Origin of the sequence: Christiangramia sp., from assembly GCF_029937855.1 — a bacterium.
GTDB lineage: Bacteria > Bacteroidota > Bacteroidia > Flavobacteriales > Flavobacteriaceae > Christiangramia.
Genome location: NZ_JAPYPC010000006.1, coordinates 55,464 through 70,529, shown reverse-complemented (window position 1 = coordinate 70,529; position 15,066 = coordinate 55,464). Strand labels below are relative to the sequence as shown.

Below are 15,066 nucleotides of genomic sequence, written 5' to 3'. Positions count from 1 at the left end.
TTCGGCTTTTTAAAGATAAACTATGGTACAGTTCAACTTTATATTTGCCGAAGGATCACTCCCTATTAAGGTTTGCAAATTAAATTGCTTTATTCCAATTTTCAAAAGGAATTAATAATAAAAATATTCTTTTCAGCTAAAGTGTTCCATAAAATGATCTGGATGTGCTCCAGTCCTGGTATTATCTTCCAATGTATCAATTTTGCTGAGTTCATCATTAGTTAACCTAAAATCAAAAACCATTGCGTTCTCCTCAATTCTACTTTTATGAACACTCTTGGGAATTGTAGCCACTCCTTTTTGTAAATCCCATCTAATCACGATCTGAGCCGCCGTTTTCTTATATTTTTCAGCAATTTGCTTTATGAGGCTGTTATCCAATATCTCACCTCTCATAAAAGGAGACCAGGCCTGATACTGAATATTATTTTTAATACAATAATTCAATAAATCCTGCTGGATAAGCCTTGGATGAAATTCATTTTGTAAAACCATGGGCTGCACTCCTCCCAACTCTTTAATACTTTCAAGATGATGTTGAAGGCAGTTGCTCACTCCTATGGCTCTAACTTTTCCTTCTTCATACAGCTCCTGAAAGACTTTCCAGGTTTCAAGATATTTTCCCGGAACCGGCCAGTGGATCAAATAGAGGTCCAAATAATCGAATCCTAACTTTTCCAAAGTTTGATCAAATGCTTTGCGAGTATTTTCTGCTCCCTGATCGTTTATCCAAATTTTGGAAGTAACGAAAATGTCGTCTCTGGATACATTCGCCATGTTTATAGCTTTTCCTACTCCCTCCTCATTTCCGTAAAAAGAAGCAGTATCTATAAGTCTATATCCGGCCTCCAATGCATGATGAATAGAACTTATCACTTCTTTCCCATTCTCTGCTTTGTAAACACCGAGACCTAAATATGGTAACTCTACGTTATTGGCTAATCTTGTTGTCCCTTTTATACTACTAATTCCCATTTGAAATTATTTTCTTTAACCTTGCTACAAGATAGAATTACCAGATCAATTGACTAAAGAAGAGTTCTCTTTTAAAAAATTTTTAACCTCTTTCAGGTAAATATCCGGTCTATCCAGCCAGCCATAATGTCCGCAATTTTCCATGATCTGCAATTTGGAATTGGGAAAGATAGCATCTGCCTTTTTGGCGATAGAAACTGGTACAGGATCATAATCTCCATGCAATATCAACACTGGTTTCTGAAAGCTTTTCATTGCCTCTGTTTTGTCAAAACCAGTGGAGCGCATATCAGACCATATTTGACTATTTATATTTCGGTTTACCTGAAGTAATCGTTCGGTGATTTGATCTTCATATTTTTAATGATACAAATATGCCTTTGCTAAATATTTTGCACGCTGTTTCATTAAGTTCGAATTGCCCGGAGTAGATTGCACCATTAAAGAATAATGCACAAGACTATCATTTTCAGACTCAGTAAGTCTTTTGGTGATATCGAATTTCTCCACATTGTTTAAACTCATCCCACCACTATGGGACTGGATCATAGCTTTTATGCGTTCTGGATATTCAGCTGCATACGCATAAGCTAACATTCCACCGAAAGAATGACCTAGAATGATCCATTGATCATATCCCAGAACTACTCTGAGTTTCTCAATATCTTCAACTAAATTTTCTATACTTATTTCTGAATGGGTTGGGTTTTTTAATCCAGATTTGCCCGTTCCCCTTTGATCATAGATAATGGTTGTATTATTCTTTGAAAGTAAGGCTGCCAAAGAAGCAAACCCATTACTATTCATCCCCGGTCCCCCATTGATTATAAGAACAGGAAAACCTCTCCCGAATTTTTGATAGGAAATCTTTGCTTCCCCGGTTATTACTATATTGCTTTCCTGTGCAAAACAAAACAAAGGAAGTATAAAGAAAATTAGATTTTTAAAATTCATGGGGACATCTATAGTTTAGACTGAAATATTAACCAAGTTAAGGAAAATAGTCTATCTAGGATTGTTGCGATTTTGTAACCTTAAAGCCTTTTCTGGTCATATTTCCCCACCCGGAAGAGATATCAAAGAGTTTTTTATAATATCCTTTTATCTGACCGAACAATATTAAAGGATGATAAATAAAAGGTTCCAGATATGCTGCCAATAACAGTTCTACGATCTGTTTGGGTTTGGTATAATGATCAAAGCTTTTGATATACATAAAAATTGCGATCGTGGAAAATACACAGCCTACAAGATAAGTTGCAAGAAATAACAATATCGCGAAAGGCCAGTTGATCCATCCAAAAATAGTAAAAGCTATAATACAGATAATCCCCGTAAATTCCACAATTGGCGCACCAAATTCAAATATAAGCCAATAAGGATAGTATAAAATTCCCATTTGGCGGTATTTTTTATTGAACAGTAAATCCTTATGTAAACTCATTGTTTCCCATAATCCACGGGCCCAACGATCACGCTGCAAGATCAATATTTTATAATCTGAAGGGGCTTCTGTCCAGCAAAGCGTTTCGGGCAGATAAACTATTTTATACGGTATATCTTTCTCTTCCATGTGTTTTCTCAGCCTGATACATAGCTCCAGATCTTCCCCCACCGTTTTAGGATTGAAGCCGCCGACTTCAATAACCCGCTTTCGGGGATACATCCCAAATGCGCCAGATATAAGCATGAGTCCGTTGATCTCGCTCCAGGCCATTCTTCCCAGTAAAAATGATCGAATATATTCTACAACCTGCGTCATAGGAATAAGCCTGTGAGGCAAACGAAGTTCGGTTAAAATACCGTCCTTTATAATAGAATCGTTGGCGATCCCTATTCCTCCACCACAACCAATAATTTCTTTATCATCTTCTTCAAGATAAGGTCTTACCATTTTCAAAATTGCATCCTGCTCTATGATACAATCTACATCTGTAAAGATCACCAATTCTGTGGTAGCGAAATTCACACCTGCATTGATGGCATCTGCTTTACCTCCATTGTTTTTATCGATTACGGTAAGATGAGTGTACTTTTTCTTCCGACTCCTGTATATGTATTTTACAGAAGCTGTGGGTATAGGCTGGGTTATGAATGTTGCATCCTGCTTTTCAAGATCAAACTCATCAATAAGTTTTTGCAGCGAATCATCCTTACTCCCGTCATTTACTAAAATCAATTCATAATAAGGATACTGAATTGAAAGCAAAGACTTAACATTCTCCACTATGGTAAGTCCTTCATTATAAGCCGGGGCAATCACAGTGACCGATGGTATATCTGTAGCGCTAACAATATCTTCAGCACGTAAAAAGACAGATCGTTGTTTAGTTCTTTTAATCGATCTTCTGGCAAGAAGAATTCCGCTTAGATATAAAGTTAATAAACTGGCACCATAACCAATAAATAAGAATACACTTATCCAGTAGAGATAATAACTTCCAAAGAAGCCTTCGGCACTATCCCACATTTAATACTGAATTAGGATACTGCTGGTAATAAAATTCCTGAACTTTCTCCTTATAACCATTATTCCATAGAATTTCTGCCACACTAAGTTTAAGTTCATCGTTATCGCTATAAAGCTGCTTCAGATAAAAATCTAAATCAATATCTGAATTTTCAAATATATAAGTCAACAACTGTCCTTGCTGTGTGGCATTGGGAATTTCATCATACAATTCTTTAATATAAGCCATCGTGGACAAAGGAACTGCAAAGGTTTGAATGCAGTAAATTGCAGTTTCACGTACCTCGTAATCTTCATGGTTTAAATTATCAATAATATAATCTACTTCCCCATGCAGCAAATACTTTCTAATAATACGCATTAGCAGCTTTTTACCAAAAAGTTTTTCGGTCTTGTAGGCTTTATGCAACCATTTAAGCTCCGGTTTAGGATATAGATCGTAAAGTTTCTCTACAATTTTTATCTGTTGCCACAAAGTCATATTTCTTTCAAGATAAGGAAGGAACCTTAAACTTTCCCAACCTAAAAAAACTACCAGCGCAATCTGGGCCTCTCTCCTAACATAAATATTCTTATCGTTGCGATATTTAAAGATCTCTTCAAAATACTGAGACTGGTTCATTTCATAGATCTCTCGAATTCCCCTTGCCTTTCTATACCAGCTCCAACTGGATATTTTTTTAATGGAAACGCCATAAGGAGGAATCTGGGTATATAATTGCTGAAGTTTGGTGAAATTACTCCCCAAAATAGTTCGCTGAGTGCGAATCATAAGCCTTATAAGAAACTGAATATTATTTTTATTCTTTGGCCTGATACCTACATTTTTGAGCCTGGCAGTAATTTCATTTAAAGTTATGGGATTAACAGGATCATTGTATAAATACCGACTTACAATATCTGCAAAGGTATTTTCAATCTTATTTAACCTGGAAGTTCTTCTATTCCTGTAAATAAGACTAATGGTAATAGATATCCAATATATTACCAGAACTAAAAAAACAATCGCGATGAATAAAAGTATTCTTGCTTCATTCATTAGTAGGCTTGTATTATGGCTTCAATTTCATCCAGATCTATAGGAACAGCATAAAACCCTGTAATACCCTGCAAGGCAAATATTTCCTGTTTTATCTTATCCTGTCCCATATTGGTTACTATGAGCAAATTTTTATGGGGAATAACCTCCTGAACCTGAGCTATAAACTGCAACGGAGCTATTCCTTCAAATAAAATATCAGTTATAATAAATTCGAAATTGGTTTGTTGATCTTCAATTGAAAGTGCCTCCAGGGATCTAATTGCCTTACAATCAAAACCATTGAGACTAACTAATCTTTCAATAATTTTAAGAATAACGATATCCTCTTGAATTACCAGGATCTTCCTCATTCGAAATTATTTATGGAAATATAATAAATACATCTGAAAATCAATCCTTATAAAGCTTATACATGCTTTTTGTCCGTAAATGAAGGGCATTTGTGTAAGAAATAACTTTCTAATTTTTGTAGATTGGTCAGTTCTAGCCAGTAATTAGAGAAAACATACGCAAGAATAATATTTTTAGTTTTATTATGTTGATTTTTTCGTAATCATTTAGTAGACAAAATTTATAGCTATTTATTACTCAATTTACTTAAAGCTATTATATTGCGACGACTTTAGAATATTTATTTTTTACTGCTGAAACTTTTTTAACCTACAAACATTAGTCTTTCAACAGGAATATTGTTCTAAAATAATATGCCCTATTGTATGAAATCCAAAATTACATCCCCCCTACTTTTGTTCTTTTTCGTGTTTTTTTTCACTACTTCTTCGATTGCGCAGGAAGAGGAATTTACTACTGACGAGCTATTTCAAAAAGCAAGAATTGCTGCTTTTGACGAAGATAACTATCCAAAAGCAATAGAACTCACCCAATTGGCACTCGAAAAAAGCCCTTCTTATGCCGATATTAGAATATTCCTTGGGAGACTTTATACATGGACAGATAAAATTGACAGTGCTAGGGTCGCTTTTGAAAGGGTTCTGAATGAAAATCCCGGCCATGAAGATGGTTCTCTCGCCTACGCCAGCCTGGAATACTGGAATGATAATTCAGAAAAAGCTTTGGAAATACTGAACACTGGTATAAAAACTAATCCAAAATCTGAAGAGCTCCTTCTCTTAAAAGCAAAAGTTCAAAAAGATTTACAGCAATATTCTGAAGCCAGTAATACTTTAAATCAACTCTTAAAGATAAACCCAAAATTAACTGAAGCTCGTTCCCTGGGAGAATCCATTCGCAACGTTTCAGCAAGAAATCAGATTGGGGTAGATTATGAGTTTGTCAATTTTGAGAATCGTTTTGATGATCCCTGGCACCTTGCCAGTATCGACTACTCCAGAAGTACCAAATTAGGTTCTATTATCGGGAGGCTTAATTATGCCAACAGATTCAGTTCTAACGGCACCCAACTAGTGATTGATGCATATCCCAGTATTTCAGATACTTTCTATGCCTACCTTAGCGGCGGTTTATCCAGTAGTGGTAGTATATTCCCTGATTATCGGGTTGGAGCATCCCTTTTTGCCAATTTACCGGCAGCTTTTGAGGGCGAAGTGGGTTTTAGGATGTTAAGTTTTGATGAAGAAACCTGGATTTATACGGCATCAGTTGGTAAATACATCAGTAACTTTTGGTTGAATGCAAGGACCTATCTTACTCCAGATGAAGAAAATGTTTCCCACTCCTATGCCCTGAATGTGCGTTATTATATTGCAGGTGCCGATGATTATTTAAGTTTTGGAATTGGAACAGGAATCTCGCCAGATGATAACACAAACAATATCCTGTACCAGGATCCCTATAAATTAAAGTCAAATAATATCTCTGTGGGATACAGAATGTCGGTAAATAGTACCAATATATTTTTCATTAATGCAGAACTGGAAGATCAGGAATATGCTCCGGACACTCGCGGCAACCAAATTTCAGTGGGCGTAGGATATTTCAAAAGATTCTAGAAATGAGAAAACGTCTCTTCCTGGGAATCCTGCTCCTTTTCATCGGGCTTCCTACTATCATGTGGCTGGCCTGGCTTTTCACTCCAAATACAAAACTGGTTATTGCAATTATAGATAAGACGGTACTCACCACAGAAGGCCAGGAACATATCTCACTCAACTGGATTCTAAACCATGAAAAATACACTAAAACTTCAGAAAAATCATATAAAGTAGAAGAGGATTATTTTGGCTTTTTTCCTGAAGAAAATGAGAAATTTAATCTAAAAGGCCTTGAAAGATTCTCATTTTCAAAATTAAACCAGTTAAGCAATGATGCAGATTTGGCTTATTTCACTGATACTTACGGAATATATAACAACGAGTGGTTTCAGGAGGAAGATGAAAAAGAACGTTCTGGTATCCTTTATGGTGGCTTGAGTGACCAAGATTTGCAGTTACTCAAATTATTGAAAGAAAAGAATAAATTAATTATCACCGAATTTAATACCATTGGCTCGCCTACGGCTTTTGAAAATAGGAATCAATTCGAGGAAATTTTTCAGCTGAAATGGAGCGGCTGGACAGCCCGTTTTTTTGACAACCTCAACCTGCAGGAAAACAAGGAACTTCCAAAATGGCTGGTTAGGAATTACCGGAATTCCCATAACGGAGAATGGCCGTTTAAAAATTCAGGGATTGCTTTTGTAAACAATCAGGATCAGGTAGTGATCCTGGAAGATGAAACCCATCTGAAAAATGCCATGCCTTATATTATTACAGAAGCAAATTTTCAAAAAGAATATTCACTTCCTGAACGAATAAAATATCCTTTTTGGTTCGATATTATTTCTTGGAATAATGAAGTGAATACAACAGTTTCCAAATTTGTGATTGATGCCAATTCCAAGGGCCTCGAAGAGCTAAAAAAATACGGTATTCCTTCCACTTTTCCTGCGGTTACGCAACACCTTGGGGATGATTATAATTTCTATTATTTCTCTGGTGATTTTGCAGATAATCCTGTAGGAATGGGGAGTTCTTACTTTACAGGTATTAGTTTTTTCAAAGGCTTATTTTATGATGATAGGAATATTATGGAACGTAGCAGTTTCTTCTGGAATTATTACAGGCCTTTAATTTCAAATATTTTAGAACAATATTCAGAACGTATATATAATTAGTTGATCGTATATCTTTCAACTATAGAATCCGGTACTATTTTTTTTCCATTTATAATCTCGGAGTTTTTAATCTTAAACTGATTGAATTCATTTCGCAGTTCATCTTCCTTTATAGGATCATCAACGAATACTTCTGTAAATTCCTGGTTTAGTCTATATAAATTGTCTCCATTTAGATGATATTCCCCCATTACAAAATCTATTACCTCAGTTTTAGTTTGCATCATAGGAATTTGGTGAATGTTCTGGAAGTTTCTGGTAGTATCTAAACCCCTACCAATAAAACTGTTCATCTCAGGGGATTTTATATCATAGTTGTTTTTCAGAAACGATATTAAACTTGGTGCAATATCAAAATGAGAGGAAACCGATTCAAATTCAGCCGGCCGGTTGATCATAGGGGAATAAATGATCAAAGGAACATGATAACGATCAATTTTAGAAGCCATGGGAGTTTCCGGAATCCTATGATCACCGGTAATCAAAAAGATAGTATTCTCAAAATCTTCCCGTTCCTTGTACGATTCTATTAGATTTTTAATAGCGTCATCAGCGAATAAAATACTCGTATATTGTTCCCGGTAATTTCTATAATTCTCTTTTTTCTCTTCACTAAAACCGAACTCACTCATTTTCTCCTCAAATTTTTCTGTATATTTTTCAGGCTCGGCAATGACAAAAGGATCGTGGGTACTTACCGTTAACAATACATCCAGTCTTGGCTGCTGGCTTTCACCAACAGGATTAGTATTCAAATAATAGCGAAATAATTCCTTATCACCATATCCCCAGGTAAAACCACTGGCAGAAGGGGGAATTTGTCGATAAGCATATGGAAAATCATTTATATCAGTAATATGGCTAACTTTATTTTTTCGCAGGTAGGCTGCCATCTTATCAAATTCAGAATTTCCCCCATAATAAAAAGAGGTTTGGTAATTATTTTTTTTCAGGAGGTTTAAAAGTGAAATTTGATCTGGCATATTTTGATCCATCTCTATAAATCCATTCTGGGAAAATGGCAGTGAACCCAATAATGAAGGTAACACCGTGAAGGTACGGCCGCCGTTGCTCAAAAAATTTGGCCAATAAAGACTTTCTTTTGAAAGAGAATCTAAATATGGGGTAAAATTACCAAGGTATACACCCCGGTTTGTAAAAGCCCTACCCAGACCTTCCATTATAATAATAACAATATTTGGTGCCTGTTCTTTTGGTTTAAAAAATGAGGTAAGCACGTCGCGCTTTAGAGCTTTACGCAGAAAAGGATAATCAGGATCATTCAGGTATTTTATAGGTTCGGCATTTGCATATTCAGAAAAGAAATTCTCCAGATAACTTTCAGCATAGATATCGGTTTCATAAAGCTCAGGATTCAGGTAAGCATAGGCTTCAGAATAAAAATGCTGAGATTTGTTCTTCACGAGATTGGTTTCAAAATCTGAAATCAAAATTTTTGTATTCAGTTTTTCAGATCCACCTGTAACTAAAAAAATAAATGAAATGGCAAGAAAACTTAATGAAATCACATGTCCCGGCCTCCATTTATTCGGAAGATATACCAGGGAAATGGATAATCCAGCAATTAAAGGGATATAGATAAGAATTGGAATTAAGCTGAAAAATCCCGATGCACCTACTGTTTGAATTATTTCATTTATGGAATATCCAAACAGGTCACTTCCCAGCATAACCAGCGTGGTATTATAATAAAAAATCAAGGTAAGTTGACCTATAAATAATATAAGGCTGGAAATTAGGAATATGGTTTTGGCAAGGTTTGGACTAATTAGATGGAGCAGGGCAAAAAATAGATAAGCCGGAAAAAACAGGATTAGAAAAAACTTGAAATCCTCGTAAAAACTCCATAAAAAAAGGTCAAGGAAATCACTTTTCAGATTATGATTTACGCTGGCTAACCCAATCTCTATTCCGGTTAAAAGAAATAAAAAAAAGAGCAAAATTAAAGCAAGACCCGTAAATTGTGTAGCAGAGATTTTTATTCTGGTAAGGAGTCCAGAGCTTACCAAATTGGTTTTAGACTTCATAGATTTGAGATATAGGGCTTATCTATCTTAAGTTTAAAGATTAAAGGTCTACAAAAGAATGAAAAATAAATGATTATTTGAAAAACAGTGAATTATCTAATCTATCCATTATCTGTTCATAAATTCTTTCATCAAACTTTATTTATTTGACTCAGTGGAATCATTGATTTAAGGGTACCAATAAAACATTGATTTATTTTTCAAATAGATTCTACAACAAGTTCAGAGTTAAGTTATTATTCATTTTATAAGAATAACTAAAACAGATCTTATTTGTGTAAAACAATAAATAAAACTTAAAAACTTTTCTATATCAAAGCAACTGCTTAGATTCGTATTATTATTTAAAATTATGGCCAGAACCAAACAATATGATGAACAGGAGGTACTTCAAAAGGCAATGGACCTTTTTTGGGAAAATGGCTATGAGGGGACTTCCGTCCGTATGTTGGAGAATAAGATGGGAATCAATCAGTTTTCAATCTACTCTAGTTTTGGTAGTAAGCACGGTTTGTTTCTTGAAAGTATAAAAATCTATAAAGGAAAATTAAATAGCATCAGGGAAAAATTAAAGGAGTCTAAGAACGGAGTTGCAGGAATTGAACAGTTCTTTTATGATTTTCTGAAATTTACTAGAAACAATGATATAAATAAAGGTTGTCTTGTATGTAATAGCCTCAGTGAACTGGGAAGCAAAGCAACGCCTGATCTTATACAGGAATTAATGAAGTTTACTGAAGAGATCAAAGTTTTATTTATAAATAATTTAGAACAGGAATCAGGCAAATCCCAGGAAACTATTAAAAGAGAGGCTAACTATCTAATGACATCCATGCTGGGTTTATCTTTAGGTTCCCGACTACTGAACAAGGAACAACTGGACGATTATATTCAAACCACCTTCTTAAACATCTGACAATTTTTTTCCCTTAAAACTAAGCATTTGCTTAGATAAATAATTATTAATTTAAATATTAAACTATGAGTACTTTAAAAATTCACAATACGGATACTGCTCCGGAAGAAAGCAAAGCTTTATTAGAAAAGTCACAAAAAGCTTTTGGGATGATTCCTAATCTACATGGTGTGCTGGCAGAGTCCCCTGGAACTCTGGAAGCTTATCAAATGCTTCACGAAGTTTTTCAAAATTCTTCTTTTAATAATGAAGAACTCACCGTGGTATGGCAAACCATTAATGTGGAGCATGAATGCCATTACTGTGTTCCCGCTCATACTGGTATAGCTAATATGATGAAGGTGGATCCAGCAATTACAGAAGCATTGCGTAACCAGACAAAAATGCCTAACGAAAAACTCCAAACTTTGCATGAAACAACGCTTTCTATTGTTCGCAACCGTGGAAATGTGTCTAAAGCAGAACTGGAGGCTTTTTATGCTGCCGGATTCACCAAACGTCAGCTTCTAGAAATTATTTTGGGAATATCACAAAAAGTGATCAGTAATTATTCCAACCATATTGCAGAAACTCCGGTAGATGAAGCATTCAAAAAATTTGAATGGAAACCTGAAAACAGCGTTTCATAAATTAAAGCAATTATATTCCAAATCAGCAGGATTTGGTCAACTTTCTAAAAGCGGGATCTCCTTAAAGGATTTCCCGCTTTGTTATAAATTGGTTTACCTCAAATTAATATCTATAATAGTATTTACTTAGGTACTTCCAATAATCAACTAGTTATTCAACTTGTTTTTCATGTACAGGCTTAACCGGGCAGGCGATTCTATTGATACTTAATATTACCAGGATATCAAGATCTATAAATATGTGTTTTCAATATCCTATGTGGTTATGAATCAATTTAAATCTTTGTGCGAACTCTTCAGGCTAATGCTCTCAGTATTTAATAACAAAAATTCAAAGTTTTCGGAATTACCTTAATTTCCATTGTATTTTTAAAGGACTCGTCAAGCTCGTCGTCTATTTGAACTAAATTAGTTTTACATTTAATTCGGGCTTCTTTTAATTTTAGCTTCAACATAAAGTTTTCAGCATCGAATGCTCCATTTTTTCCATTTAATAGCTGCTCCAAATATAATATCAATTCACGTCTCCTGTTTTCAGGCACCATGATTAGATCAAAAAATCCATCATTTGAGATAGCAGAAGGAGCAAAATGTAGATTAGGTCCCAAATAATTAATATTCATAATTTCTACAAGCAGGAAAGAACCGCTTATTTTAAAACTCTCTGTTTTTAATTTTACCTTGAGTGGCTTAAATTCTGTGACTTTTTCAACTAATTTTTCTATAAGTTGCTTCAAATCTCCGGCTGGTTCACCTTCCTTTTTCATCCTCTTTATTTCCTTTACAAAAGCTGGAAAAACGCCTATACCAATACTTTCAAAAGAATGCTTTGCGCTTAAACCTTTTACTTTCCCATAATCTATAGCTTTAAATCTATCTCCCTTTATATTTTTGATACTGTTTATACCAAAAGGTATATTTAAAGATTTAGCCATATTATTAGCCGTACCGGTAGGAACAATATGAATCTTTGGATTCCTAGTGCCGCTTTCTCTATTAATAATAGCGGTTGCTACCTTATGAACCGTACCATCTCCTCCGGCGACATATACTATTTCCGGATTAGATTCTAAGAATTTTTCCCATCCAGATTCTTCCGTAGAGATGTACGCTATTTCAGATCCATTATCTTTAAGTGCTTTCACTATTTCTTCTTTAGAAATATGTTTTTTACCTGCTGTTGGATTATGTATTACCTGCTTCATCTTCAGTATGATAATTTCCTTTTAAAAGTAAAAAAGAAATCCTGCCGAAATTAAAAGTTAACTACTTCTTAGCAGTTTTTACCTAGTTTTTAACGGTGATAAATAGTACCTTTCAGAAAGAGAATGAGATTTTATTGTTATCTATAAAATATCCTAAAATGAAAAAAATCTGTCATTTTGTTCCAAAAGCTATCGGAATGGTTTCAGAATCCCATTTTGAAAATAAATCAAATTAAAGTGAATACCTTCAAAACGAAGATTTAATGGAGTCAATTAAATTGAGGGAGGACGAAAGGATTTTAGGACAGAAAACGGAAATAACGATTTTATATCAATTATTCATTAAAATTAATTCAAATGAAAATTCTGGTGACAAACGATGATGGAATTTATAGTCCGGGGCTTGCCTGTCTGGCTAAAGTTGCTTCCAAATTTGGCGATGTAATTGTTATGGCGCCAGATGTGGAACAATCTTCTATGGGACAGGCCATCACCTCTGGAAGACCAATTTCTTACAAAACATCTCCCATCCAATTTGAAGGAATGGAGGCTTACCGCGTGAATGGAACACCAGCTGACTGTGTAGCATTGGGCACTTACCTCTTTGAAAATATCGATCTTGTTGTTTCAGGAGTGAATATTGGTTCAAATCTCGGAAATTCTGCCTGGCATTCCGGTACTTTATCTGCAGCCAGGCAGGCAGTTTTATTTGGAATAAGAGGTATTGCTTTTAGCGTATCTGTAGGAGAGACAGAAACCGATTTTGATGCTCTTTCACCTTACGTAGGAGATGCATTTAAAGAAGTTGTAGATAAAGATGAACAGGAGCTGTTAAATATTAATTTCCCCAGAAACCCTAATGGAGAAATAACCTGGACCAGTCTTTCGGTAAGACATTATGATGGGAAAATGGTAGCTAACAAAGATCCTATGGGAAGGCAGCATTATTGGTTCACTGTGGTACCTATAGAAGCTGAAGATGAGGATTCAGATAGATGGGCCATAAAACACGAAAAGACAAGTATCACCCCATTAATCCTCGATCTCACAGATAAAGAATATTTGTCAAAAATGAAATCCTGATGGGTTTTTAAATCCGTGGATTACTAAAACTAATCTTCACTATTAGTTCTTCCAGAAATAGAAGAACCAAGCTATCTTAGTGAGGTTTTTGGCCTTTACAGCCAGTTCCTACCTTCTCCCCATCCATATTCTGAATGCATACTTCTTCAGCTCCAATTATGCTCTCATTTTTATATCTCCTGTAACACAACTTATGATATACTTAACGGTGAGTAGATTTTCATTTCTCTAACTTACTGTTACACATATTTATAGATGGATATGTTATTTATTAACCAATAAAATCAAAAAATTATGAAGGCATTAGTGTGGCATGGAAGAAACGATGTAAGAATAGATAATGTCCCGGATCCAAAAATTCAGGATCCCGGAGACATAATTCTAAAAGTAAGTTCAACGGCAATCTGCGGTTCAGATCTGCATCTGGTAGATGGAATGGTGCCCAATATGGAATCAGGGGATATCCTGGGCCATGAATTTATGGGGGAAGTAGTGGAATTGGGAAAGGACGTAAAGAAATTCGAAAAAGGAGATCGCGTGGTGGTCCCTTTTACAATTGCTTGCGGACACTGTAGCTATTGTAATGATGATCTATATTCGCTTTGTGATAATTCAAACCCCAATCCAGATCTGGCTAAGAAAAATCTTGGGCATACTATTTCAGGAGTTTTTGGATATTCCCATATCCTCGGTGGGTTTCCCGGTGGGCAGGCAGAATATGTAAGGGTGCCGTACGCAGATGTGGGGCCGGCCAAAGTTCCAGATGCCCTTAGCGATGAACAGGCTTTATTTCTTTCAGATATATTTCCAACCGGATATATGGCGGCAGAAAATGCCAATATTAGGGATGGCGATACGGTTGCGATCTGGGGATGCGGACCTGTGGGTCAATTTTGTATAAAAAGTGCCTGGATGATGGGTGCAGGACGGGTAATTGCCATAGATAATGTGCCGGAAAGGCTGGAAATGGCTAAAAATCAGGGCAATGCTGAAATCATTAGCACTACAGATCGCGATGATGTCTATGAGAAACTCATGGAAATGACCAATGGTAAAGGTCCCGATTCCTGTATTGATGCAGTGGGAGCAGAAGCACATGGAGATACCATGTTCGGAAAAGTAGTTGATAAAACAAAAGAGGTCTTACAACTACCCATGTCCCGGCCTTATGTACTTCAGCAGATCTTTATGAGTTGTAAAAAAGCAGGAACAGTATCAATTCCAGGAGTTTATTTGGGAATGGTAAATGAATTACCTTTTGGGGCTGCTATGAATAAAGCCCTGAAATTCAATATGGGACAAACCCATGTCCAACGCTATCTTCCCACTCTGATTGAAAAAATTGAAAAAGGAGAAATAGATCCTTCCTTTGTGATCACACACAGGCTTAAATTAGAGGATGCACCTCATGCTTACGATATCTTTAAAAAGAAAGAGGATAATTGTATCAAAGTGATTATGCATCCTTAAAATTATAAGGAGGCTGTCTAGAAAGTCCATATCTCGTCAGGCTGTCCCGAAAGCTTTCGGGATTGATTCAGCTTCTAGTTGATTTTGAATTTCAA

General features: G+C 35.5%; 14 protein-coding genes. 6 read left to right on the top strand and 8 right to left on the bottom strand.

Features of this window, described 5'->3' with window-relative positions; translation table 11 throughout:
* Window positions 1-132: 132 nt before the first annotated feature.
* The 6 genes from Q1K34_RS05145 to Q1K34_RS05120 all read right to left on the bottom strand — a co-directional run bounded on the left by Q1K34_RS05145 (window position 133) and on the right by Q1K34_RS05120 (window position 4,837).
* Complete coding sequence (locus tag Q1K34_RS05145; protein ID WP_300435414.1) at window positions 133-975, bottom strand: aldo/keto reductase; 843 nt, start codon at window positions 973-975, stop codon at window positions 133-135.
* A 45-nt stretch (window positions 976-1,020) separates the two neighbouring features.
* Complete coding sequence (locus tag Q1K34_RS05140; RefSeq protein ID WP_300435411.1) at window positions 1,021-1,230, bottom strand: alpha/beta hydrolase; 210 nt, start codon at window positions 1,228-1,230, stop codon at window positions 1,021-1,023.
* A 105-nt stretch (window positions 1,231-1,335) separates the two neighbouring features.
* Window positions 1,336-1,929, bottom strand: coding sequence for an alpha/beta fold hydrolase (locus tag Q1K34_RS05135; RefSeq protein WP_300435408.1), 594 nt, complete (start codon window positions 1,927-1,929; stop codon window positions 1,336-1,338).
* A gap of 55 nt (window positions 1,930-1,984) precedes the next feature.
* Window positions 1,985-3,445 (bottom strand): glycosyltransferase, encoded by a 1,461-nt coding sequence (locus Q1K34_RS05130; protein ID WP_300435405.1) that lies wholly within the window; start codon window positions 3,443-3,445, stop codon window positions 1,985-1,987.
* Window positions 3,435-4,484, bottom strand: a complete 1,050-nt coding sequence (locus Q1K34_RS05125) for a hypothetical protein (RefSeq protein ID WP_300435401.1) — start codon at window positions 4,482-4,484, stop codon at window positions 3,435-3,437. Before Q1K34_RS05125 ends, Q1K34_RS05130 begins: the two co-directional genes overlap by 11 nt.
* Entirely contained in the window at window positions 4,484-4,837 is a 354-nt protein-coding gene (locus tag Q1K34_RS05120; RefSeq protein WP_300435398.1) for a response regulator, read from the bottom strand. The genes Q1K34_RS05125 and Q1K34_RS05120 overlap by 1 nt, the downstream gene beginning before the upstream one ends.
* A 366-nt stretch (window positions 4,838-5,203) precedes the next feature.
* Between Q1K34_RS05120 and Q1K34_RS05115 the strand changes: the two genes are divergently transcribed.
* Both Q1K34_RS05115 and Q1K34_RS05110 read left to right on the top strand, forming a co-directional pair.
* On the top strand, window positions 5,204-6,457 hold the full coding sequence (locus tag Q1K34_RS05115) for a YaiO family outer membrane beta-barrel protein (RefSeq protein ID WP_300435396.1): 1,254 nt from the start codon (window positions 5,204-5,206) through the stop codon (window positions 6,455-6,457).
* Window positions 6,458-6,459: 2 nt separating this feature from the next.
* Window positions 6,460-7,620 carry a hypothetical protein gene (locus Q1K34_RS05110; RefSeq protein ID WP_300435393.1) on the top strand — a complete coding sequence of 387 codons (1,161 nt, stop codon included), beginning with the start codon at window positions 6,460-6,462 and terminating at the stop codon, window positions 7,618-7,620.
* Here the strand turns inward: Q1K34_RS05110 and Q1K34_RS05105 are convergent.
* On the bottom strand, window positions 7,617-9,668 hold the full coding sequence (locus tag Q1K34_RS05105; protein ID WP_300435391.1) for an LTA synthase family protein: 2,052 nt from the start codon (window positions 9,666-9,668) through the stop codon (window positions 7,617-7,619). The genes Q1K34_RS05110 and Q1K34_RS05105 overlap by 4 nt on opposite strands.
* Window positions 9,669-10,020: 352 nt before the next feature.
* Between Q1K34_RS05105 and Q1K34_RS05100 the strand changes: the two genes are divergently transcribed.
* Together Q1K34_RS05100 and Q1K34_RS05095 are read left to right on the top strand one after the other, a co-directional pair.
* On the top strand, window positions 10,021-10,584 hold the full coding sequence (locus tag Q1K34_RS05100; RefSeq protein ID WP_300435389.1) for a TetR/AcrR family transcriptional regulator: 564 nt from the start codon (window positions 10,021-10,023) through the stop codon (window positions 10,582-10,584).
* Window positions 10,585-10,649: 65 nt separating this feature from the next.
* Entirely contained in the window at window positions 10,650-11,213 is a 564-nt protein-coding gene (locus Q1K34_RS05095) for a carboxymuconolactone decarboxylase family protein (protein ID WP_300435386.1), read from the top strand.
* A gap of 317 nt (window positions 11,214-11,530) precedes the next feature.
* Here Q1K34_RS05095 and Q1K34_RS05090 read toward each other — a convergent pair whose 3' ends face one another.
* On the bottom strand, window positions 11,531-12,418 hold the full coding sequence (locus Q1K34_RS05090) for a diacylglycerol kinase family protein (protein WP_300435383.1): 888 nt from the start codon (window positions 12,416-12,418) through the stop codon (window positions 11,531-11,533).
* A 357-nt stretch (window positions 12,419-12,775) separates the two neighbouring features.
* Between Q1K34_RS05090 and surE the strand changes: the two genes are divergently transcribed.
* Window positions 12,776-13,501 carry a 5'/3'-nucleotidase SurE gene (gene surE / locus Q1K34_RS05085; RefSeq protein WP_300435380.1) on the top strand — a complete coding sequence of 242 codons (726 nt, stop codon included), beginning with the start codon at window positions 12,776-12,778 and terminating at the stop codon, window positions 13,499-13,501.
* A gap of 294 nt (window positions 13,502-13,795) precedes the next feature.
* Window positions 13,796-14,971 carry a zinc-dependent alcohol dehydrogenase gene (locus Q1K34_RS05080; protein WP_300435378.1) on the top strand — a complete coding sequence of 392 codons (1,176 nt, stop codon included), beginning with the start codon at window positions 13,796-13,798 and terminating at the stop codon, window positions 14,969-14,971.
* Window positions 14,972-15,066 lie beyond the last annotated feature (95 nt).